This window comes from Myxococcus sp. CA039A (assembly GCF_013336645.1).
GTDB classification, from domain to species: Bacteria; Myxococcota; Myxococcia; order Myxococcales; family Myxococcaceae; genus Myxococcus; species Myxococcus llanfairpwllgwyngyllgogerychwyrndrobwllllantysiliogogogochensis.
On sequence record NZ_JABUMQ010000130.1, the window covers coordinates 4,057 to 28,166 of the forward strand.

General features: G+C 69.6%; 1 protein-coding gene. It reads right to left on the reverse strand.

Annotated features, from left to right (window positions below; all coding sequences use genetic code 11):
• Nucleotides 1–24,096 carry a non-ribosomal peptide synthase/polyketide synthase gene (locus HR086_RS22170; RefSeq protein ID WP_306663370.1) on the reverse strand — a complete coding sequence of 8,032 codons (24,096 nt, stop codon included), beginning with the start codon at nt 24,094–24,096 and terminating at the stop codon, nt 1–3.
• Nucleotides 24,097–24,110: the final 14 nt, after the last annotated feature.

The following is a 24,110-nucleotide window of genomic DNA, read 5'->3' on the forward strand; positions in this document are numbered from 1 at the left end:
TCATGACTCCCGACCTTCCAGGTCGAACAATTTCTTCAACCACCGCGTGACGTGCGGTGCGCGCAGCACGGAGACGGCGTCTCCGGGGGACTCGTGGAGCTCGAGGCCGCCCTCGGCCAACTCGCCCCAGCCCCCGTCGAGCGCGTCCTCATCCCGCTCCGGAGCCTCCGTCGCGCGCAGCAGCCTCACGGCGCCCTCGGTGGGCTCGGGGAGGTAGCGCCGCGCGGCGCGCAGGTGGCTGGCGAAGACCTTGAAGTGCACGTGCAGCTCCGCGAGCGAGAGCGCTTCCGGCAGCAGGCCCGTCTTCGCGCCTTCGGCATGCAGGTGCGCGAGCAGCGGCTCCGCGTCCTTGCTGGTGGTGAGCGCCGAGGGCAGCGCCGGGGCGTCGATGCCCGCCTGGGCGGCGAGCAGCTTCGCGAACAGCGCCCCCTGCGCGCCGGCCGTGGTGGCCGCCGTGCTGGCATCCGGCTCCGCGGGGAGCGGCTCGATGAGCAACAGCTCCACGGCATGGCCTTCGCGCTGGAGTTGCTGTGCCATCTCCCACGCCACCAGCGCGCCCATTCCCGGGCCGGCCAGCCGGTACGGCCCCTGGGGCGCGGAGGCACGCAGGGCTTCCACGTAGAGCGTGGCCATCGCCTCCACGGACTCGAGCGGGGCGCGGCCCTCCTCCAGACCGCGGGCCTGGATTCCGACGACGCTCCAGCCCTCGGGGGCGTGGTTCGCGAGCTCCGCGTAGCCGTCCACCCGGCCATCCATTCCGTGGATGACGTGGAGCACGCGTCGCGCATCGGTGCCCGGGCGCAGCGTGACGAGCGGCGACCAGGTGGGCGTGGCAGGACGGGCCGTCGCCTTGGGGCGTGTGTCCTGGGCCTTCAGCGCCTCCTGGGCGCGCTCGAGCAGCAGGGCGAGCGACTCGACGGTGGGGGCCTCGAAGAGGGCGCGCAGCGGCAGCTCCACGCCCAGTACCGCGCGCACGCGGGAGACGACCTGCGTGGCCAGCAGCGAGTGCCCACCGAGCGAGAAGAAGTTGTCGGTGATGCTCACGCGAGGCGTGCGCAGCACCTCCGCGAAGGCCCCGGCCAGCAGCTCCTCCAGTGGCGTGCGAGGCGCGGAGAACGGCGTGGTGCCACGCAGGCTCTCCTCGTCCGGAGGAGGCAGCGCGCCGCGCGCCACCTTGCCGGTGGGCATCAGCGGCAGTGCCTCCAGACGCACGAAGATGGACGGCACCATGTACTCGGGCACCTTCTCGCGAAGGACCTGACGGGCCTCCTCGGTGCTCCACGGCGCGTCGGCCGGCAGCACCACGTAGCCGACGAGGCGGCGATCTCCCGCGACATCCTCGCGGACGATGGCCACCGCGTCGCGCACCTGGGGCAGCGCGCGCAGGGCCACTTCCACCTCGCCCAGCTCGATGCGGAAGCCTCGCAGCTTCACCTGGCTGTCCAGGCGGCCGAGGAACTCCAGGTTGCCATCCGCCAGCCACCGGGCCTTGTCGCCCGTGCGGTACAGCCGCGAGCCGGAAGCGCCGCCCATGAAGTTCGGCGGGAACCGGTCCGACGTCAGGTCCGGGCGGCCGTGGTAGCCGTGGGCCACGTTGGCGCCACCGACGTAGACCTCGCCCGCGACGCCGATGGGGCAGGGCGCGCCGTGCGGGTCCAACACGTAGAGCTGCACGTTGGTGACCGGCGAGCCCACCGGGGGCAGCGCCGGCCAGCGCTTGCGGTCCGCGGGTGCGCGCCACGCGGTGACGACGTGCGCTTCCGACGGGCCGTACTGGTTCTCCAGCGTGCACTCCGGCAGCCGGTCGAAGAACGCGAGCAGCGCGGGCGTCACCTGGAGCTGCTCGCCGGCGGTGACGATTTCACCCAGCGGCGGAAGCTCCTTCTCCGTGAGCGCCGCGTCGCACATCGCCTGGAGGGCGACGAAGGGCAGGAACAGCCGCTCCACGCGGTGCTCGCGCATGTAGCGCAGCATGGCGGGCGGGTCCTGGCGCAAGGAGCCGTTGATGAGCAGCACCTTGCCACCCAGGAACCAGGTGCCGAACAGCTCCTGGAACGACACGTCGAAGTTGAGCGACGCGAACTGGAGCGTCGTCGCGTCCGGCTTCACCGCGCGCTTCATCAACCACCACAGCATGTTGCCCACCGCGCGGTGGGACATGACGATGCCCTTGGGCCGGCCCGTGCTGCCGGAGGTGTAGACGAAGTAGCAGTTCGTCTCCGGCGACATGCCCACGTCGGGCGAGTGCGTCGGCCGCGAGGCGACGGACGTCTCCTCCTCGAGTCGGATCACTCGCGCCGTCAATCCCGGAGGCAGCGCGGAGACGAGCGCCGAGTGCGCGAGGACAACGGGCGCGCCGGTGTCCTCCAGCATCAGGGCCAGTCGGTCCGCCGGGTAGCTCGGGTCCAACGGGAGGAAGGCGGCGCCCGCCTTGAGCGTGGCCAGCACCGCGACGGGCATGTCCAGGCTCGCGCGCTCCAGGCACAGGCCCACCGTGCCATTGACGGGCACGCCGAGCGAGATGAGGTGATGGGCGAGCTGGTTGGCCCGCGCGTCGAGCTGCGCGTAGGTGAGTGAGCGGGTGCCATCCGTCACGGCCACGCGGTCCGGTGTGCGCGACACCTGGGCCTCCACCCAGCGGTGCATCAGGCCCGGCACGTAGGTCGGGTCCACCGCGGCGTTGAAGCCCTCGACGACCTGCTGACGCTCGGTGTCCGAGAGCAGGGGCAGCCGGCCCAGCGTCAGGTCCGGCTGGGAGACGGCGCCTTCGAGCAGGTGCTGGAGCGCCCCCACCATCCGCTCCGCCGTCTCTCGCGTGAAGAGGTCGGAGGCGTATTCCAGGTAGCCGGTGAAGCCCTGCGGCGACTCGAACACGGAGAGCGTCAGGTCGAACTTGGCCGTGCCGCTGGTGGCCTCCATCGCCGACATGCGGAGGCCCGCGGAGTCGTAGGTCTCCTTGTTGACGTTCTGGAGGACGAACAGCACCTGGAACAGCGGCGTGCGGTTGAGGCTGCGCTCGGGCTGGAGCTCCTCGACCAGCTTCTCGAACGGAACGTCCTGGTGCGCGTACGCATCCAGCGTCGCTTCACGTACGCGGCCGAGCAGCTCGCGGAACGTCTGGTGCTCGGACAGCTGCGTGCGCAGCACGAGCGTGTTGGCGAAGAAGCCGATGAGCTTCTCGAGGTCGGAGTGGCGCCGGCCGGCGATGGGAGAGCCGATGCTGATGTCGTCCTGACCGGAGTAGCGCCACAGCAGGGTCTGGAAGGCGGCGAGCAGCACCATGAACGTCGTGGCGCCCTCGCGGCGCGCCAGGGTCTGGACCGCATCCTGGAGGCCGCGCGGCATGGTGACGCCCACCATGTCACCCTTGAAGCTGCTGACCGCCGGACGGGCGAAGTCCGTGGGCAGCTCCAGCGCCGGGGGCGCGTTCAGCAGATGTTTGCGCCACCAGGCCACCTGCCTGTCGAGCACGTCGCCCTTCAGCCAACTGCGCTGCCAAGTGGAGTAGTCCGCATACTGGAGCGGCAGGTCCGGCAGCGTGAGCGGCAGTCCCCGGGCGAAGGACGTGTACGCGGAGGCCAGCTCGTTGATGAGCAGACCCATGGACCAACCATCCGAGACGATGTGGTGCATGGACATCAGCAGCACGTGGTCCTCGGCGCCGAGCTTCAGCAGCCGGACGCGCAGGAGCGAGCGGTCCGTCAGGTTGAACGGACGCTGCGTCTCCTCGGTGACCGCGCGACGCGCCTCGGCCTCGCGGGCCTCGGGCTCCAGCGCACTCAGGTCCAGCACGATCAGCGCGGCGGGCTCGTGCGGATGGATGACCTGGATGGGCTGACCGTTGTTGCTCAGGATGGACGTGCGCAGGGACTCGTGCCGACGGAGCAACTCGTTGACGGCCCGGCTCATCGCGTCCACGTTCAGCGCGCCCTCCAGCCGCACGGTGGCGGGGATGTTGTAGAAGGCGCTGTTCGGCTCGAGCTGGTCGAGGAACCACAGGCGCTGCTGGGCGAACGACGCCGGCAGATCGCCCGTGCGCGCCACGGGGACCAGCGGCGGAATCTCCAGCCCCTGGCCCTGCTGCACCGCGAGGTCCACGCGCTGCGCCAGTGCCGCCAGGTCGGGCGTGTCGAACAAGTCCCGCAGCGGCAGCTCCACCTTGAACACCGCGCGCATGCGACTGATGGCCTGGGTCGCCATCAGCGAGTGCCCGCCCAGCTCGAAGAAGTTGTCGTGGATGCCCACGCGCTCCACTTCGAGCACCGCGCACCAGATGGTGCCCAGCCGCGCCTCCGTGGGTGTGCGAGGCCCCACGAAGTCGGGCCGCCCGCTGACGTTGCTCATGTCCGGCGCGGGCAGGGCCTTGCGGTCCACCTTGCCGTTCGAGGTCAACGGCAGCGCGTCCAGCACCATCACCACCGTGGGCACCATGTACTCGGGCAGCGCGTCCTTCAGCGCCGAGCGCAGCGTCGCTCCGTCGGTGGGCACGCCTTCGCGCGCCACGGCGTAGGCGATGAGGCGCTTGCCGCCAGGTCCATCCTCGCGAGCCACCACGACGGCCTCGCGCACCGCCGGGTGCCGGGCCAGCGCGGCCTCGACTTCACCCAGCTCGATGCGGAAGCCACGCACCTTCACCTGCGCGTCCACGCGGCCGACGAACTCCAGCGTGCCGTCGTCGCGCCAGCGCACCACGTCGCCGGTGCGGTATAGCCGCGCGCCGGGCACCTCGGAGTACGCATCCGGGATGAAGCGCTCGGCGGTGAGCGCGGGCCTGCCCGCGTAGCCTCGAGCCACGCCGACTCCGCCCAGGTACAGCTCACCCTTGACGCCCACCGGCACCGGCTCGCCGCGTGCGTCGAGCACGTAGACGCGCACGTTGGCCAGGGGCCTGCCGATGGAGGGCACGTGGCTGTCATCCGCGACGACCTGTCCGAGCGTGGCCACGACGGTGGCCTCCGTGGGGCCGTAGGTGTTGAGGAACCGGCGACCCGGGGCCCACCGTGCGACGACGTCCGAGGGCAGGGCCTCGCCGCCGGAGATGACCGTCCGCAGCGCGGGCAGCGCGTCGGCGGGCGTGGCGGCCAGCGCCGCGGGCGTGAGGCTGATGACCGTGAGCGCCTGCTCTCGCAGCAGGGCGTGCAGCGGCGCGCCCGGCATCACCTTCTCCAGCGGCGCGAGCACCAGCGTGGCGCCCGAGGTCAGCGTGGTGAAGATCTCCTCCACGGACAGGTCGAAGGAGAGGTTGGCGAACTGGAGCACGCGCTCGCCCGGACCGATGCCGTAGGCCGTGGCCTCGTGCGTGACGAGGTTGGCCACGCTCCGGTGCTCCACCGCCGTGCCCTTGGGCTGGCCCGTGCTGCCGGAGGTGTAGAGCACGTACGCGAGGTTGCCGGGAGTGACGCCGGTGACAGGCGCCTCGATGCTCTCTCGCGCCAGGGCCTCGTGCGCGGTGTCCAGGCACAGGGCACGGGCGCGGTGCGGCTCGGGGAAGCGGTCCACGAGCGGGGACTGCGTCAGCAGCAGCGCGGCACCGCTGTCGTCGAGCAGGAAGGACAGGCGCTCGCGCGGCAGCAGCGGATCCACGGGCACCCAGGCGCCGCCCGCCTTGAGGATGCCGAGCAGGCCCACCACGACATCCAGCGAGCGTTCCACGCCGAGCGCGACGCGGACCTCGGGGCCGACGCCGTGACGGCGCAGCACATGGGCGAGCTGGTTGGCCCGCTCGTTCAACTGGGCATAGGTGAGCTGGGTGCCCTCGAAGGAGGCCGCCAGCGCGTCGGGAGCGCGGTGGACCTGGGCCTCGAAGAGCACGTGTACGCAGGCCTCGGGGAAGTCCGCGCGCGTGTCGTTCCACGTCACGAGCTGCCGCAGACGCTCCTCGCCGGAGAGCAGCGTGAGCGAGGAGAGGCGACGCTCGGGGGCGGAGACGAGCAGCTCCACGAGCGCCCGGAAGTGCCGGATCATCCGCTCGATGGTGGACGCGTCGTAGAGGTCCGCCTGGTAGTTGAATTCGCCCGTGAAGCCCGCTGCGCTTCGTCCCATGGAAAGCGTGATGTCGAACTTGGCGACATGGTCCTCGTCGGGGCCCGGACGCAGCGTCAGGCCCGGCAGTGAGGCCGTCGCGTCCGGTGTGTTCTGGAGGATGAACATCACGCGGAACAGCGGCGACTGCTGGAGGTCACGCAGGGGCTGGAGCTGCTCGAAGGGCAGGTGCTGGTGTGCGTAGGCGCCGAGCGCCGTCTCGCGCACGCGGCCCAGCAGCTCGCGCACCGTCGGGTCCCCATCCAGGCGCGTGCGGAGGACCAGCGTGTTGAGGAAGTAGCCGACCAGGCCCTCCAGCTCCGCGCGGTTGCGTCCCGCCACCGGCGAGCCCACGGAGATGTCGTCCTGACCGGAGTAGCGGGACAGGACGAACTGGAACGCCGCCAGGAAGAACATGAAGGGGGTGATGCCTTCACGGTGGCAGAACGTCTCGATGGCCACCGCCAGCGCGGGAGGCACCACGAGGGGCAACAGGCCGCCGCGAGGCCGCGAAAGGTGCGCGCGCGGCCGGTCGGTGGGCAGCTCCAGATCCTGGGGAGCCCCATCGAGCTGTCGCTGCCACCAGGTGAGCTGACGGTCCAGCTCAGCGCCGTCCAGCCAGCGGCGCTGCCACGCGGCGAAGTCCGCGTACTGGAGTGGCAGCTCGGGGAGGTTCGGCACGCGGCCGGCCTGGAAGTCACCGTACAGGAGCGCCATCTCACGGACGACGACGCTGATGGACCAGCCGTCGGAGACGATGTGGTGGACGTTGAGCAGCAGCAGGTGCTCCTGGTCCTCCAGCACCAGCACGGCGGCGCGCAGCAGCGGCCCGGTGCTCAGGTCGAACGAATACATCGAGTGTTCGCCCGCGTGACGTCGGGCCTCGAGGTCTCGCTGCTCGGCGGAGAGGTGGCGCAGGTCGATGACGGGCAGCTCGAACGGCGAGGGGGCGTGGATGACCTGCACGGGGCCCTCCGACTCCGTGTGGAACGTGGTGCGCAGGGCCTCGTGACGGTGCACGACGGCTTCCAGCGTCCGACGCAGCACTTCCACGTCCAGCTCACCGGAGAGCACCAGCGCCGTCGGGATGTTGAACGCGGGGCTGCCTGGCTCGAGCTGGTCCAGGAACCACACGCGCTGCTGCGAGAACGAGAGGGGCAGCTTGCCCTCGCGCGGCGTGCGCTCGATGGGCGGCGCCGTCGTCGTCGCGCCGGTGCGCAGGGCGGTGTCGACCCGCTGGGCCAGCGCGGCGACGGTGGGGGCCTCGAAGAGGTCTCTCACCGGCAGCTCCACCGCGAAGGCGGAGCGGATGCGCGACGTCACCTGGGTGGCGAGCAGCGAGTGGCCGCCCATCTCGAAGAAGTTGTCCGTGACGCTGACGCGAGCCAGCTTCAGCACCGTCGCGAACAGCTCCGCCAGCTTCTCCTCCACGGGCGTGCGAGGCGCGGTGAACGCCGTGTCGCCGCGCAGGCTCTCCACGTCGGGTGAGGGCAGCGCGTTGCGGTCCACCTTGCCGTTGGGCGTGAGGGGGAGCGCGGCGAGCACGGCGATGGCGGAAGGCACCATGTGCTCGGGCAGGCGTCGCTTGAGCGACTCGCGCAGGGCCGCGACGTCGATGGTGTCGTTGGAGTCGGCGACGACGTAGGCGACGAGGCGCTTGTCGCCAGCGGCTTCGGTACGGACGGTGGCGACGGCCTGGTGGACGGAGGGGTGGAATAGGAGAGCGGCCTCGACTTCACCGAGCTCGATGCGGAAGCCGCGCAGCTTCACCTGGTCGTCGATACGGCCGAGGAATTCGAGGGTGCCGTCGGGCAGCCAGCGAGCCTTGTCACCGGAGAGGTAGAGGCGAGCGCCGGGAGTGGGGCTGAAGGGGTTGGGGACGAAGCGCTCGGCGGTGAGGGCGGGCTGAGAGAGGTAGCCACGAGCGAGGCCGACGCTGTCGACGCAGAGCTGTCCCGGGACACCGACGGGCAGTGGGCGCAGAGAGGAGTCGAGGACGTAGACGCGGACGTTGTCCCAGGGCTTGCCGATGGAAGGAGTCTGGCCGGGGAGGAGAGGTGCGGAGATGGAGGCGCAGACGGTGACTTCGGTGGGGCCGTAGGCGTTGAGGAGACGGAGGCGAGAGCCCCAGCGCTGGACGAGCTCGGGAGGGCAGGCCTCGCCTGCGGAGATGAGGGTTTGGAGAGAGGGAAGGTCCTCGGGACGCATCTGCGCGAGGACGGAGGGAGTGAGGGTGACGGCGGAGATGGACTCGTCGCGGAGCAAGTCGCGCAGAGGAGCGCCGGGGAGGAGGCGCTCGCGAGGAGCGAGGACGAGGGTGGAGCCGGCGAGGAGGGCGCCGAAGATTTCTGCGACGGAGGCGTCGAAGCCGAAGGCGGCGTACTGGAGGACGCGAGAGGAGGGAGAGAAGCCGTGGGCACGGCCTGCGGTGAGCGCGGTGTTGGCGAGGCCGCGGTGCTGGAGAAGGGTGCCCTTGGGAGTGCCGGTGGAGCCGGAGGTGTAGATGACGTAGGCGAGGTTGTCGGCGCTGGTGCTGGAGGCCGGAGCGGACTCGGGCTGCGCGGAGATGAGGCTCGCGTCGGAATCCAGCCGGACGACGCTTTCCACATTCAGACCCAGCGACTGCACCAGAGCCGCCGTGGTGACGAGCACGGGAGCGGCGCAGTCGCGGAGCATGAAGGAGAGGCGCTCGACGGGGTAGGAGGCATCGAGAGGGACCCAGGCGCCGCCGGCCTTGAGGATGGCGAGGATGGAGACGACGAGGTCGAGAGAGCGCTCGACGCAGAGAGCGACGGGGACTTCGGCCGTGACGCCGAGGCCACGCAGGTGGTGCGCGAGGCGATTGGCGCGAGAGTCGAGCTGAGCGTAGGTGAGGGAGTCGCCCTCGAAGCGAAGCGCGGTGGCGTCAGGAGTGCGAGCGGCCTGGGCCTCGAAGAGGGCGTGAGCGGTGGAGTCGCGCGGGAAGGCACGCTCCGTGTCGTTCCACTCGACGAGGAGCTGGTGCTGCTCGGCCTCGGAGAGAAGGGAGAGGGAGGAGAGAGGTGCCTCGGGCTGAGCCGCGGCCTTCTCGAGGAGAGCACCGAGGTGGATGAGCAGCCTGTCGACGGTTTGAGCCGTGAAGAGGTCGGTGCGGTACTCGATGCTGCAACCCAGGCCCTGGGCCGTCTCTTGGAGGGCGAGGGTGAGGTCGAGGCGCGAGGTGCCGGTGTTGGAGGGCTGGACGTGGAAGGTGAGGCCCGGGAGCTTCAGCTCGGCCTCGGGCTGATTCTGGAGCACCACGGCGACCTGGAAGAGAGGCGCGTGAGCGAGGCTGCGCTCGGGGTTGACGGCCTTGACCAGCTCCTCGAAGGGCAGGTCCTGGTGCGCGTAGGCGCCCAGCGTGTCCTTCCTCACGCGTCCGAGCAGCTCGCGGAAGGAGGGATTGCCACCCAACCGCGCGCGCAGGGCGAGCTGGTTGATGAAGAAGCCGATGAGGCCCTCGGTCTCCGCCTGGTTCCGGTTGGCGATACCGGTGCCGATGACGAAGTCCTCCTGGCCAGAGTAGCGGGACAGGACGGCCTGGAGGCCCGCCACCAGGGCCATGAACAGCGTGGAGCCCTCACGACGGCACAGCGCGTGGAGTGAGTCGACGAGCTGACGCGGCAGCATGCGCGAGACACTCGCGCCTCGGAAGCCCTGCACGGCGGGACGCGGGAAGTCCGTGGGCAGCTCCAGCAGCGGAGGCACCCCCGCGAGGAGCTCCTTCCACCAGGAGAGCTGGGTTTCGAGCGCCTCGCCCTGGAGCCAGGACTGCTGCCATGCGGCGTAGTCGGCGTACTGGATGGGCAGCTCCGGCAGCGGCGAAGCCTGACCCGAGGAGAAGGCCGCGTAGAGCGCCGCCGTCTCACGCACGAGCACATCCATGGACCAACCGTCCGAGATGATGTGGTGCATCGTCAGCAGCAGCACGTGCCGCTGTTCACCCAGCCGAAGCAGGGTGACGCGCAGCAGGGGGCCGTGCGTGAGATTGAAGGGACGACGAGCCTCTTCATCGACACGGAGCTGGAGCTCGGCATCGTCGAGTCCGGACAGCTCCACCACGGGCACCGACACAGGCATCGACGCATGCACGAGCTGCTCGGGGCCCGCGCGGAACGTCGTGCGCAGCACCTCATGGCGCCGGACGACTTCCGTGAAGGCTCGCTCCAGCGCGTCCGTGTCCACCACGCCTTCGAGCCGCAGCGCGATGGGCATGTTGTACGACGGGCTGCCCGGCTCCAACTGGTCCAGGAACCACAGTCGCTGCTGCGCGAAGGACGGCACGAAGGCCCGGGGCGCTTCGCCATCACGCGGAAGGGCGGTGAGAGGCGGCCTCTGGAGCTTCGCGCCCGCGCTCAGGGCGGCGTCGATGCGCGTGGCCAGCGTGTGGACCGTCGGCGCCTCGAACAGCTCGCGCAGGGGCAACTCGACCTGGAACGCGGACCGCACGCGTGAGACGAGCTGTGTGGCGAGCAGCGAGTGTCCGCCCAGCTCGAAGAAGCTGACGGTGGTGCTGACACTCGGCACTCCGAGCACCTGGGCGAACAGCCCCGCGAGCAGCTCCTCGGTGGGCGTACCCGGCGTGGCCTGGGACGCGTCCTCGGTGAGCCACGACTGCTCGGGCACGGGCAGCGCCTTGCGGTCCACCTTTCCGTTCGCGGTGAGGGGCAGCGCGTCCATCATCCGCAGCGCGGACGGAACCATGTACTCGGGCAGGCGCTGGGCGATGAACGCTCGCAGCGCGGGGGCCTCCAGCGAGGACGCACCCACGACGTAGCCCACCAGTCGCTTGTCTCCGGGTCGGTCCTCGCGAGCGAGCACCACGGCCTCACGCACCTCGGGATGCGCGAGCAGGGCGGACTCGATTTCGGCCAGCTCGATGCGGTAGCCGCGCACCTTCACCTGGGCGTCGGCGCGACCGAGGAACTCCAACACACCGTCATGGCGCCAGCGGGCCTGGTCGCCCGTGCGGTAGAGCCGGGCGCCGGGCACGGAGGAGAACGCATCCGGGACGAACCGCTCGGCCGTCATCGCCGGCTGGCCGACGTAGCCGCGTGCCACGCCCTCGCCTCCGATGAACAGCTCACCCGTGACACCCACGGGCACCACCTGCCCATGTGCATCCAGCACGTACACCTGCGTGTCACCAATCGGGCCGCCAATGGGCGCGGTGGCTCCGTGGATGGGGCCATTCACCGTCCAGGACGTGGCGTCGACCGCCGTCTCGGTGGGGCCGTAGCAGTTGGCCAGACGGGTCTCCGGCCACTGCGCGCGGATGCGCCGCGCGAGCTCCGCCGGCAGTGCTTCACCACCGGACACCAGCACTCGCAGGCCCGTGGCGCGCTCGAGTCGCTCGGTCTCCACGAACAGGCTGAGCTGCGAGGGGACGAGCTGGAGCACCGTCACCTGCCGATGCGCGAGCACCGTCAGCAGTGCGTCCATGTCCAGGTCCGCCGCCGCCGGAGGCAGCACCAGCCGCGCACCGCTGACCAGCGTGGAGATCAGCTCCGGCACCACGGCGTCGAAGCCAGGGGCCGTCTTCTGCAGCACGCGGTCGCTGGGCCCCAGGCCCAGATTCGAGCTGAACCAGGCCGTGTGTCGGGCCAGGGCGCGGTGCGGCACCAGTACGCCCTTGGGGCGTCCCGTCGAGCCGGACGTGAAGAGGATGTACGCCGCGCTCTCCGAAGACAGGACAGGGGCGCGGAAGGTGCTGCTCGCCACCGGTTCGGACGCCAGTACGTCTTCGAGCACCAGTACGCCAGCCGTCCCCGCTGGCAGCGCGTCACGCAGCGCGCGCTGGGTCAGCACAACCGTGGGCGCGGTGTCGTCCAGCATCATCGCCAGTCGCTCGGACGGCGAGGAAGGATCGAGCGGGACCCAGACGCCGCCCGCAGCGAGAATGCCGAGGACTCCGGCGACCAGCTCGGGTGAGCGACGCGCGAACAGACCGACGCGCACTTCGGGCCCGATGCCGCGCTGACGCAGCACTTCAGCCAGCGCGAGCGCCTGCCGCTCCAACTCGCGATACGTGAGCTGCCCGTCGTTCCACTCCAGGGCGACGGTCTCGGGGGCCAGGGCGGCGCGCGACTGGAACCACGCGAAGACGGAGGTGTCGCGCGGGAAGTCCGAGCGCGTGTCGTTCCACTCCACCACCAGCCGGTGCCGCTCCTCGGTGGAGAGCACTGGCAGCGCGGCGAGCATGAGGTCCGGGTTGTTCACCGCCGCTTCGAGCAGGCGCGTGAAGTGCCCCGTCATGGCCTGGATGGTCTCCAGGTCGAAGAGGTCCGTGTTGTATTCGAACCCGCCCGTGAGCCCGTCCTGCGTCTCCTGGAGGACGAGGGACAGGGCGTACTTCGCGATGCCCGGGTCCACGTCCGCGGAAGTGAGGGTGAGCTCTGACAGGGTCAGCGAGGGGGCAGGCATGTTCTGCAGCGCGAACATCACCTGGAACAGCGGCGAGTGACTCAGGCTGCGCGCGGGCTGCAACTCCTCCACCAACTGCTCGAACGGGACGTCCTGGTTCGTCAGCGCGCCGAGCGCCGTCTCTCGGGCTTGCTCGACGAGTGCGCGGAACGTCATGTCACCGGACATGCGTCCACGGAGGACGAGCGTGTTGATGAACACGCCGATGAGGCCCTCGGTCTCCGGACGATTGCGCCCGGCCACCGGTGAGCCCACGAGCACGTCGTCCTGACCCGTGGCGCGGTACAGCAGCGCCTCGAACGCGGCGAGCAGCACCATGAACGGCGTGGCGCCCATGTGCTGGCTGAAGGTCGTCACGGCGGAGGAGACCGCAGGAGACAGTCGCACGGGGTAGGTCGAGCCGGCCTGGGTCTGCATCGCCGGAACGGGACGGTCTGTCGGCAGCGTGAGCACGTGGTTCGCGCCCGCGAGCTGGGTCCTCCAGTACGTGAGCTGTCGCTCCAGCTCACCGGCCTCCAGCCACTGGTGCTGCCAGGCGGCGTGGTCGGCGTACTGCACGCGCAGCTCCGGCAGGGACGCGGGACGTCCCTCGCGAGCGGCGATGTACAGCTCCCCGGCCTCGCGCACGAGCACGCCCGTGGACCAGCCGTCGGAGATGATGTGGTGCATCGTCAGCAGGAGCACGTGCAGGCGCTCATCCATGCGGAGCAGCGTCACGCGCAGCAGGGGGCCTCGGGCCAGGTCGAAGGGCCGCTGCGCCTCCTGGAGCGACAACCTCTTCGCTTCGTCCTCGCGTTGCGCGGACAGGTCCACGAGCGCGAACTTCAGCTCCGCCGCCTCGGCGATGGCCTGCACCGGGCTGCCGTGGGCATTCGCGGGGAACGTGGTGCGCAGCGACTCATGGCGCCGCACCAGCGCACCGAAGGCCTGCTCCAGGGCCGCGACATCGACCGGGCCATCCAAGCGGATGGCGGCGGGCAGGTTGTAGAGGGCGGTGCCCGGCTCGAGCTGATCCAGGAACCACAGCCGCCGCTGCGCGAAGGACAGCGGAAGCTCACCCGTGCGAGGCACCGGCACCAGCTCTGGCGCCCGTGACGCACCCGCACCCGCATGCGCGACCGCTTCGAGCCGTGCGGCCAGCTTCGCCACCGTGGGGGCCTCGAACAGCTCCCTCAGTGGCACTTCCATGCCGAAGGTGGCCTGGATGCGAGACATCGACTGCGTGGCGAGCAGGGAGTGGCCGCCCAGTTCGAAGAAGTCGTCGTGGATACCCACGCGCTCGATGTGCAGCAGCTCGGCCCAGAGTGCGGCGAGCTGGGTTTCGACGTGGGTCCGGGGCGCGACGTATTCGCGGACCGGAGCGGAGAGGGACGCGTCGGGCGAGGGCAGTGCGTTGCGGTCCACCTTTCCATTGGGCGTGAGGGGGAGCGCGGCGAGCACGGCGATGGTGGAAGGCACCATGTGCTCGGGCAGGCGTCGCTTGAGCGACTCGCGCAGGGCCGCGACGTCGATGGTGTCGCTGGAGTCGGCGACGACGTAGGCGACGAGGCGCTTGTCGCCAGCGGCTTCGGTACGGACGGTGGCGACGGCCTGATGGACGGAGGGGTGGAATAGGAGAGCGGCCTCGACTTCACCGAGCTCGATGCGGAAGCCGCGCAGCTTCACCTGGTCGTCGATACGGCCGAGGAATTCGAGGGTGCCGTCGGGCAGCCAGCGAGCCTTGTCACCTGAGAGGTAGAGGCGAGCGCCGGGAGTGGAGCTGAAGGGGTTGGGGACGAAGCGCTCGGCGGTGAGGGCGGGCTGAGAGAGGTAGCCACGAGCAAGACCGACGCTGTCGACGCAGAGCTGGCCGGGGACACCGACGGGCAGTGGGCGCAGAGAGGAGTCGAGGACGTAGACGCGGACGTTGTCCCAGGGCTTGCCGATGGAAGGAGTCTGGCCGGGGAGGAGAGGTGCGGAGATGGAGGCGCAGACGGTGACTTCGGTGGGGCCGTAGGCGTTGAGGAGACGGAGGCGAGAGCCCCAGCGCTGGACGAGCTCGGGAGGGCAAGCCTCGCCTGCGGAGATGAGGGTTTGGAGAGAGGGGAGGTCCTCGGGACGCATCTGCGCGAGGACGGAGGGAGTGAGGGTGACGGCGGAGATGGACTCGTCGCGGAGCAAGTCGCGCAGAGGAGCGCCAGGGAGGAGGCGCTCGCGAGGAGCGAGGACGAGGGTGGAGCCGGCGAGGAGGGCGCCGAAGATTTCGGCGACGGAGGCGTCGAAGCCGAAGGCGGCGTACTGGAGGACGCGAGAGGAGGGAGAGAAGCCGTGGGCACGGCCAGCGGTGAGAGCGGTGTTGGCGAGGCCGCGGTGCTGGAGGAGGGTGCCCTTGGGAGTGCCGGTGGAGCCGGAGGTGTAGATGACGTAGGCGAGGTTGTCGGCGCTGGTGCTAGAGGCCGGAGGGGACTCGGGCTGCGCGGAGATGAGGCTCGCGTCGGAATCCAGCCGGACGACGCTTTCCACATTCAGACCCAGCGACTGCACCAGAGTCGCCGTGGTGACGAGCACGGGGGCGGCGCAGTCGCGGAGCATGAAGGAGAGGCGCTCGACGGGGTAGGAGGCATCGAGGGGGACCCAGGCGCCGCCGGCCTTGAGGATGGCGAGGATGGAGACGACGAGGTCGAGAGAGCGCTCGACGCAGAGAGCGACGGGGACTTCGGCCGTGACGCCGAGGGAGCGCAGGTGGTGCGCGAGGCGATTGGCGCGAGAGTCGAGCTGAGCGTAGGTGAGGGAGTTGCCCTCGAAGCGAAGCGCGGTGGCGTCAGGAGTGCGAGCGGCCTGGGCCTCGAAGAGGGCGTGAGCGGTGGAGTCGCGCGGGAAGTCTCGTGCCGTGTCGTTCCACTCGACGAGGAGTTGGTGCTGCTCGGCCTCGGAGAGCAGGGACAAGGTGGAGAGAGGAGCCTCGGGCTGGGCCGCGGCCTTCTCGAGGAGGGCACCGAGGTGGATGAGCAGCCTGTCGACGGTTTGAGCCGTGAAGAGGTCGGTGCGGTACTCGATGCTGCAACCCAGGCCCTGGGCCGTCTCCTGGAGGGCGAGGGTGAGGTCGAGGCGCGAGGTGCCGGTGTTGGAGGGCTGCAGGTGGAAGGTGAGGCCCGGAACCTTCAGCTCGGTCTCGGGCTGGTTCTGGAGCACCACGGCGACCTGGAAGAGAGGCGCGTGAGCGAGGCTGCGCTCGGGGTTGACGGCCTTGACCAGCTCTTCGAACGGAAGGTCCTGATGCGCGTAGGCGCCCAACGTGTCGTGGCGGACACGTGCGAGCAGCTCGCGGAAGGACGGGTTGCCACCCAGCCGTGCGCGCAGGGCGAGCTGGTTGACGAAGAAGCCGATGAGGCCTTCGGTCTCCGAGTGGTTCCGATTGGCGATACCGGTGCCGATGACGAAGTCCTCCTGTCCGGAGTAGCGGGACAGGACGGCCTGGATGCCGGCCATCAGGGCCATGAACAGCGTGGAACCCTCACGACGGCACAGCGCGTGGAGTGAGTCGACGAGCTGACGCGGCAGCACGCGCGAGACACTCGCGCCTCGGAAGCCCTGCATGGCGGGGCGCGGGAAGTCCGTGGGCATGTCCAGGTGCAACGCCGCTCCGGACAGATACGCACTCCACCAGTCGAGCTGGGCGTCGAGCGCCTCGCCCTTGAGCCAGGACCGCTGCCATGCGGCGTAGTCGGCGTACTGGATGGGCAGCTCGGGCAGCGGTGAAGGGCGCCGCGCCGCGAAGGCCTCGTAGAGCGCGGTGGACTCACGCACGATCAGGCCCATGGACCAGCCGTCCGAGATGATGTGGTGCATCGTCATCATCAACACGTGCCGCTGTTCACTCAGCCGCAGCAGCGCGGTCCGCAACAGGGGGCCACGCGCGAGGTCGAAAGGACGCTCGGCCTCCGCGAGGACTCGACGCTGGACTTCCCCGTCGCGCGCCTCTTCGGTGAGCGCGGACAAGTCGTCCAGCGGCATTGGCACGGCCGCGGGAGGATGGATGATTTGAACCGGGCCCTCGCGGAACGTGGTGCGCAGCACCTCGTGGCGGCGCACCAACTCCGTGAAGGACTGCTGCAACGCATCCATGTCCAGCGTGCCCTCGAGATGAATCGCGAGGGGCATGTTGAAGGTCGCGCTACCTGGCTGAAGCTTGTCGAGGAACCACAAGCGCTGCTGTGCGAACGACAGCGGTGGCGGCTGCGAGCGGTCCGTGCGGACCAGCGGCGGCGTTTGCGACCCGGCCGTCTGTTGATTCACTCGCTCGGCGAGCTGTGAAACGGAGGGGGCCTCGAAGAGTTCGCGGAGTGGGAGCTCGACGTTGAAGGTGGAGCGGATGCGAGAGACGACCTGGGTGGCGAGAAGGGAGTGCCCACCCAGGGCGAAGAAGCTCTCGGTGACGCTGACGCGAGGCAGGTTGAGGACGGCGCCAAAGAGCTCGGCGAGCTTCTCTTCCGTGGGGGTACGAGGTGCGACGAAGGACGACTCGTCCGTCAGGCTCGCCGCGTCGGGAGCCGGCAGCAGCCTTCTGGCGAGCTTCCCGCTGGGAGTCAGCGGCAGGGCCTCCAGGGCGACGAAGACGGAGGGCACCATGTACTCGGGCAGGCGCTTGAGCAGGGCGGAGCGGAGCGCTTCGGGAGTGACTGCGTCCGTCCCAGAGACAGGGACGACATAGCCGACGAGGCGCCTGGCGCCGGGGACGTCCTCTCGGACGATGGCCGCGGCGTCGCGGATGCCAGGCAGGGAGCGCAGCGCGGCCTCGACTTCGCCAAGCTCGACGCGGAAGCCGCGCAGCTTCACCTGTCCGTCGAGACGGCCGAGGAACTCGACGGTGCCCGAGGCGGTCCATCGAGCGGAGTCGCCGGTGCGATAGAGGCGTGCACCCGGCGTCGACGAGAACGGGTGGGGAACGAACTTCTCGGCCGTCAGCGCGGGCCTGCCGGTGTAGCCGAGTGCCAGGTGCGCGCCGCCGATGAAGAGTTCACCGGGCACGCCCACGGGCGTCGGCTGGCCAAGCGAGTCGAGGATGAAGAGCTGCGTGTGAGGCAGCGGCGAGCCGATGGAGGGCAGCCGGGGCCAGGAGGCGGGCGCTCCCTGCATGCGGAACGCGGAGACGACGTGCGTCTCGGAGGGACCGTACTGGTTCTCCAGGACGCAGCCCGGGAGCTTCTCGAAGAGGGCGACGAGGGCGCGAGTGATCTGGAGTTGCTCACCGGCCGTCACCACCTCGCGCAACGTCGTGGGAACGGTGGCGCCGTGAGAGACGGCGTCCGCGAGGGCCTGGAGCGCGACGAAGGGCAGGAAGAGCCGCCCGACGCGCTGCTGGTGCATGAAGTCGAGCAGCGCGGGGATGTCCTGGCGCAGACCGCCAGTGGGCAGCACGAGCGTTCCGCCGGCCCACCAGGTGGAGAAGATCTCCTGGCACGACACATCGAAGCTGAGCGAGGCGAACTGGAGGGTGGTGGCCGAAGGCACCACGGACTGGCGCAACTGCCAGGACAGCAAATGGCTCAGCGCGCGGTGAGGAAGGGCGACACCCTTGGGTCTGCCGGTGGAGCCGGAGGTGTAGATGACGTAGGCGGGGGATTCGGGAGAGAACGCGACGTCGGGCGAGTGAGGCGGTTGGGCGGAGATGGCGTCCGCTTCCGCGTCGACGAAGATGAGTCGCGCACTCGATGACGCGGGCAGCGAGGCCCGGAGGCTGGAGTGGGAAAGGACGACCGGCGCCGCGGAGTCCTCGAGCATGAAGGCGAGGCGCTCGGAGGGGTAGTTGGGGTCGAGCGGCAGATACGATGCGCCGGCCTTGAGCGTCGCGAGGACCGCGACGGCCATGTCGAGCGACTTGTCGAGGCAGAGGCCGACGGAGCTGCCCGGTGAGACACCGTGCTCGCGCAACAAGTGCGCGAGTTGATTGGCCCGCGTGTCGAGCTGGGCGTAGGTGATCGAGGCGACACCATCCGAGACGGCGATGGCGTGGGGTTTCCGCGCCACCTGCGCTTCCACGGGACGGTGGATGGGCGAGGTGACGTGATGGACGCTCGCGGTGTCGTTCCACTCGGTGAGGAGCTGGTGCTTCTCCTGCGTGCTCAGCAGCGGCAGGTGGGCGAGGGACTGGCTCGGGTCGGCGATGGCGGCCTGGAGCAGCCGCGACAGGTGCTCGCCCATGCGCTGGGCGGTGCTCCGGTCGAAGAGGTCGGTGTTGAATTCGAGCAGGCCGTGGATGTCGGCGCCGGAGTCGACGAGGAGAATCGAGAGGTCGAACTTGGCGGTGCCACTGTCCACGTCGATGGCGCGCAGGGCGCCGGACGCGTCACTCCGGGACGCGACGGGGGGCGCCGTCTGCAGCGCGAGCATGGCCTGGAAGAGGGGTGAGCGGCTGAGGTCGCGCTGGGGCTGGAGTTCCTCGACGAGCTTCTCGAAGGGAACGTCCTGGTGCGAGTAGGCGCCGAGGGTGGACTCGCGCACCTGGGCGAGCAGCTCGCGGAAGGACATGTCCAGGCGAAGCTGGGTGCGCAGCGCGAGCGTGTTGACGAAGAAGCCGATGATGCCTTCGAGCTCGGCCTGCCGGCGGTTGGCGATGGGCGAGCCGACGACGATGTCGTCCTGGCCGGAGTAGCGGGCGAGGAGGACGTTGAAGGCGGACAGCAGCACCATGAAGGGCGTGACGCCCTCGCGGTTGCAGAGGGTGCGAAGCGCGGTGGTGAGGTCCGCGCCAAGGCGCACGGGGAGATTGGCGCCGTGGGCGGACTGGACGGGAGGACGCGGCCTGTCGGTGGGCAGCTCCAGGGCATGCGGCGCCCCCGCGAGGTGGTTGCGCCACCAGGAGACCTGCTGAGCCAGCGCCTCATCCCGCAGCCAGCCTCGCTGCCATGCGGCGTAGTCGGCGTACTGGAGTGCCAGCGGCGCCAGCGGTGAGGGCAGGCCCTGGCTGAAGGCGGAGTACAGCTCGAGGACCTCGCGGCCGAAGACTCCCGCGGACCAACCGTCCGAGACGATGTGGTGGACGGTGATGAGCAGCACATGGCGCTGCTCGTCGAGGCGCACGAGGGTGGCGCGCAGCAGCGGGGCGCGCGTCAGGTTGAAGGGAGTCTGGGCCTCGACGGTGGCGAGGCGCTGGGCCTCGGCGTCGCGGGTGGATTCCGGAAGGTGTCCGAGGTCGACGTGCGAGAGCGCGAACGGGACGTCGGAGTGGATGCGCTGCGCGGGCTGGCCGTCGTCACGGGAGAGGAACGTGGTGCGAAGCGACTCGTGGCGACGGACGAGTTCCTGGAGTGCGCGAGAGAGCGCTTCGGTGTGCAACTCACCGTTCACCTGGAGCGCGGTGGGGATGTTGTAGAAGGGACTGTCGGGCTGGAGCTTGTCGAGGAACCAGAGGCGCTGCTGCGCGAAGGAGAGCGGCAGGTCGCCGGAGCGCGGAACGGGCGCCAAGGGCGGAAGCTGGAGGCCGTCCTGAGTCTGGCGAGTGGTTTCGATGCGCGGCGCGAGCTGGGCGACGCTGGCGGCCTCGAAGAGAGCACGAACGGGCAGCTCGACGCCGAAGGACTGGCGAATGCGAGAGATGAGCTGGGTGGCGAGGAGGGAGTGTCCACCGAGTTCGAAGAAGTTGTCAGTGACACCGACGCGCTCGACGCGGAGGACTGAGGCGAAGAGGGAGGCGAGCAGCTCCTCGGAAGGAGTGCGAGGCGCGATGTGCTCACGCGAGGTGGGAGCGAAGTCCGGAGCCGGGAGCGCCTTGCGTTCCACCTTGCCACTGGGGCTCAGGGGGAGTGCTTCGAGGAAGACGAAGGCGGAGGGCACCATGTACTCGGGGAGGCGCTGTGAGAGCGCGGCCCGGAGTGAAGCGGAGTCGGTGTCGCCAGAGGAGACGACGTAGGCGACGAGACGGGACTCGTCACGGACGACGACGACGGTGTCGGAGACGGAGGGAAGCGAGCGAAGCGCGGCCTCGACTTCGCCCAACTCAATGCGGAAGCCACGCAGCTTGACCTGGAAGTCGGAGCGGCCGAGGTACTCGAGGGAGCCGTCTGGGAGCCAGCGAGCGACGTCGCCGGTGCGGTAGAGGCGGGCACCGGGAGAGGCGCTGAAGGCGTCGGGGATGAAGCGCTCAGCGGTGAGGTGGGGCTTGCGCCAGTAGCCGAGGCCGACCTGGACACCGCCGATGAAGAGCTCACCGGGGACACCGACGGGAGAAGGCTGATTGTCGGAGTCGAGGACGTAGAGGCGGGTGTTGGCGACGGGCCTGCCGATGGGGATGGAGGACCGGGAGGAGCCGCGAGCGCAGTGGAAGAAGGAGACGTCGACGGCGGCCTCGGTGGGGCCGTAGAGGTTGTGGACCTCGGCGGAAGCGGGCAGGCGCGAGTGAGCGCGAGCCACGAGGTCCGAAGTGAGGGCCTCACCACTGCAGACGACGCGACGAAGTCCCGAGAGCTTCTCGACACCCGGCTCCTCCAAGAAGGCGCGGAGCATGGAGGGGACGAAGTGGAGCGTGGAGACACTTTGCTCGGAGATGAGGCGGACGAGGTAGGCGGGGTCCTGGTGCCCACCGGGCTTCGCGAGGACGAGGCGAGCGCCGGTCATGAGGGGCCAGAAGAACTCCCAGACGGAGACGTCGAAGGAGAAGGGAGTCTTCTGCAGGACGGTGTCCATCGCCGTCAGCGCGTACTGCTGCTGCATCCACAGCAGGCGGTTGACGACGCCCGAGTGGGCATTCATGGCGCCCTTGGGGCGGCCCGTGGAGCCCGAGGTGAAGATGACGTAGGCGAGGGCGTCAGGGCCGGCGAGCGACTCCAGCGAGGAGGAGGGCTGTCGCGAGACAGCGTCCCACTGGGAGTCGAGGCAGAGGACGCGAGAGGCGTGCTGGGGGAGGACGGACGTCAGGTGCTCATGGGTGAGGAGCACGGGAGCGTCAGCGTCCTCGAGCATTCCGGCGAGGCGCTCGCGGGGATACGCGGGGTCCAGGGGGACGTAGGCAGCGCCGGACTTGAGGACTGCGAGCAGGGCGACGACGAGGTCGAGCGAGCGCTCCAGGCAGACACCGACGAGAGAGCCGGGGCGCGCGCCGAGAGTACGCAGGTGGTGAGCGAGCTGGTTGGAGCGTGAATCGAGCTGCGCGTAGGTGAGGAGACTGTCTTCGAAGCGAACGGCCTCGGCATGGGGAGAACGAAGCGCCTGCGCTTGGATGATCGAGTGAAGGGTGGCCTCACTCGGGTACTTCACGTGAGCGCCCTGGAAGTCGGAGAAGAGTTGAGTCTTCTCGTCGTCGGCGAGCAGGCCGAGGTGGCGCAGGGGCGCGTCGACGCGAGAGGTGGCGTCGGTGAGGAGGCTGACGAAGTGGCGAGCCATGCGACGCGGAGTGGCTGCGTCGAAGAGGTCGGAGTTGAAGTCGAGGGAGCCGAGCAGACGACCCTGGCTCTCGCTCATGCCAAGGGAGAGGTCGAACTTGGCGGAGTGAAGCTCGGAGGTGAGGACGTCGAGGGAGAGGCCCGGGAGGCGGAGGGCATCGTCAGGAGCGTTCTGGAAGGTGAAGGAGACCTGGAACAGCGGGCTGCGACTGAGGTCGCGCTGAGGCTGGAGTTCCTCGACGAGCTTCTCGAAGGGGACGTCCTGGTGCTCGTAGGCCGCGAGGGTGGACAGGCGCACCTGCTCCAACAACTGGCGGAAGGACTGGCCGCCATTGATGTGAGCACGCAGGACGAGCGTGTTGACGAAGAAGCCGATGAGGCCCTCGGTCTCCGCGCGATTGCGGTTGGCGATGGGAGAGCCAACGCAGATGTCGTCCTGACGAGAGTAGCGAGACAGCAGCAGTTGCCACGCGGCGAGCAGCACCATGAAGGGCGTGGCGCCCTCGCGCTGGGCGAGTGCCTTCACGGCGAAGGTCAGCTCAGCAGACAGCTCGAAAGGAATCAGCGAGCCGCGGAAGGACTGGACGGCGGGACGGGGCCTGTCGGTAGGCAGCTCAATAGCAGGAGAAGCGCCCGCGAGCTGGTTGCGCCACCAGGCGATTTCTGAGGCGAGGACATCACCCTGGAGCCACTGGCGCTGCCAGACGGAGAAGTCGGCGTACTGGATGGGCAGAGGGGCAAGCTGAGCGGGCTCGCCCCCGGAGAACTGGCGGTAGAAGGCGGCCAGCTCGCGGACCATGACGGCGATGGACCAACCGTCGGAGGCGATGTGGTGGACGGTGACGAGCAACTGGTGCTCGGACGCATCCAGGCGGAGGAGTGACGCGCGGACGACGGGGCCCCGGGCGAGGTCGAACGGACGCACGGCTTCGGCTGCCGCCAACCGCTGTGCCTCGGCGTCACGCTCCTGCTGGGGCAGGGCGGAGAGGTCAATGAGAGGCATCTCCAGCCGGAAGTCGAGCTGGACGTGCTGAACGGGCTGGCCCTCATGAATGGCGAAGTGGGTGCGCAGGGTCTCGTGACGCTGAATCAGCGCGTTGAGGGACTGGAGCAGCGCATCCGAGTCAAGCGAGCCAGAGAGCTTGAGCGCCCAGGGGATGTTGTAGGTGGAAGCGCCGGGCTGGAGCTGGTCGAGGAACCAGAGGCGCTGCTGGGCGAAGGAGAGAGGCGGCGGCTGGGCCCGGTTGACGGGGACGAGGGCCGGCTGGCGAGACGAGGAGCCGTGGAGCAAGTCGAGCCGCTCGGAGAGGAGAGCGACGGTGGGAGAGGAGAAGAGCTCACCGAGGGGCAGCTCGACGTCGAAGGTGGAGCGGATGCGAGAGACGACTTGAGTGGCGAGGAGGGAGTGGCCGCCCAATTCGAAGAAGTCGCCGTGGATGCTGACGCGCTCCAGGCCGAGGACGTCGGAGAAGATGGAGGCGAGGCGGGACTGGGTGAGAGTGGAGGGAGGGGCGAAGTCGTCGCCGGAGGAGGTGGCAGCGGCGAAGTCGGGAGGAGGAAGTGCTTTCCTGTCGAGCTTCCCGTTGGCGGAGAGGGGGAAGGCGGAGAGGGAGACGAGAGCGGCCGGCACCATGTACTCGGGCAGGCGCTGCGAAAGGAATGTGCGCAGCGCCGAACCATCGACAGAGGACTCGGCCGAGGTGAAGTAGGCGACGAGACGCTTGTCGCCGGGGACGTCTTCGCGAGCGAGGACGACGGCTTCCTGGATGCCAGAGAAGAGGCGGAGAGCGGTCTCGACTTCGCCTAGCTCAATGCGGAAGCCGCGGACCTTCACCTGGAAGTCGGAGCGGCCGAGGAACTCGAGAGTGCCGTCGGCGAGCCAGCGGACGCGGTCCCCGGTGCGGTAGAGGCGAGCACCAGGAGTGCTGCTGAAGGGATGAGGGACGAATCGCTCAGCGGTGAGGTCAGCGCGGTTGAGGTAACCCCAAGCAAGGCCGTCACCCCCGACGAAGAGCTCTCCAGGGACGCCCGGAGGCAGGGGCTGGAAGGAGGCGTCGAGAACGAAGGCGGAGGAGTTGGAGAGAGGAGCGCCGATGGGAACGGAGCGGGAGAAGGAGTCCCCATTCCGCAGCGAGTGAGTGGCGGAGAAGGTGGTGTTCTCGGTGGGGCCGTAGCCGTTGACGAGGACGTGGCCCGGGGGCAGCCGCGAGAGGTGCTCGCGGACGCGAGAAGGCGGCAGGACGTCGCCACCGGCGAGGACCTGGCGGACACCGGCCAGCGCGACGGGTTGAG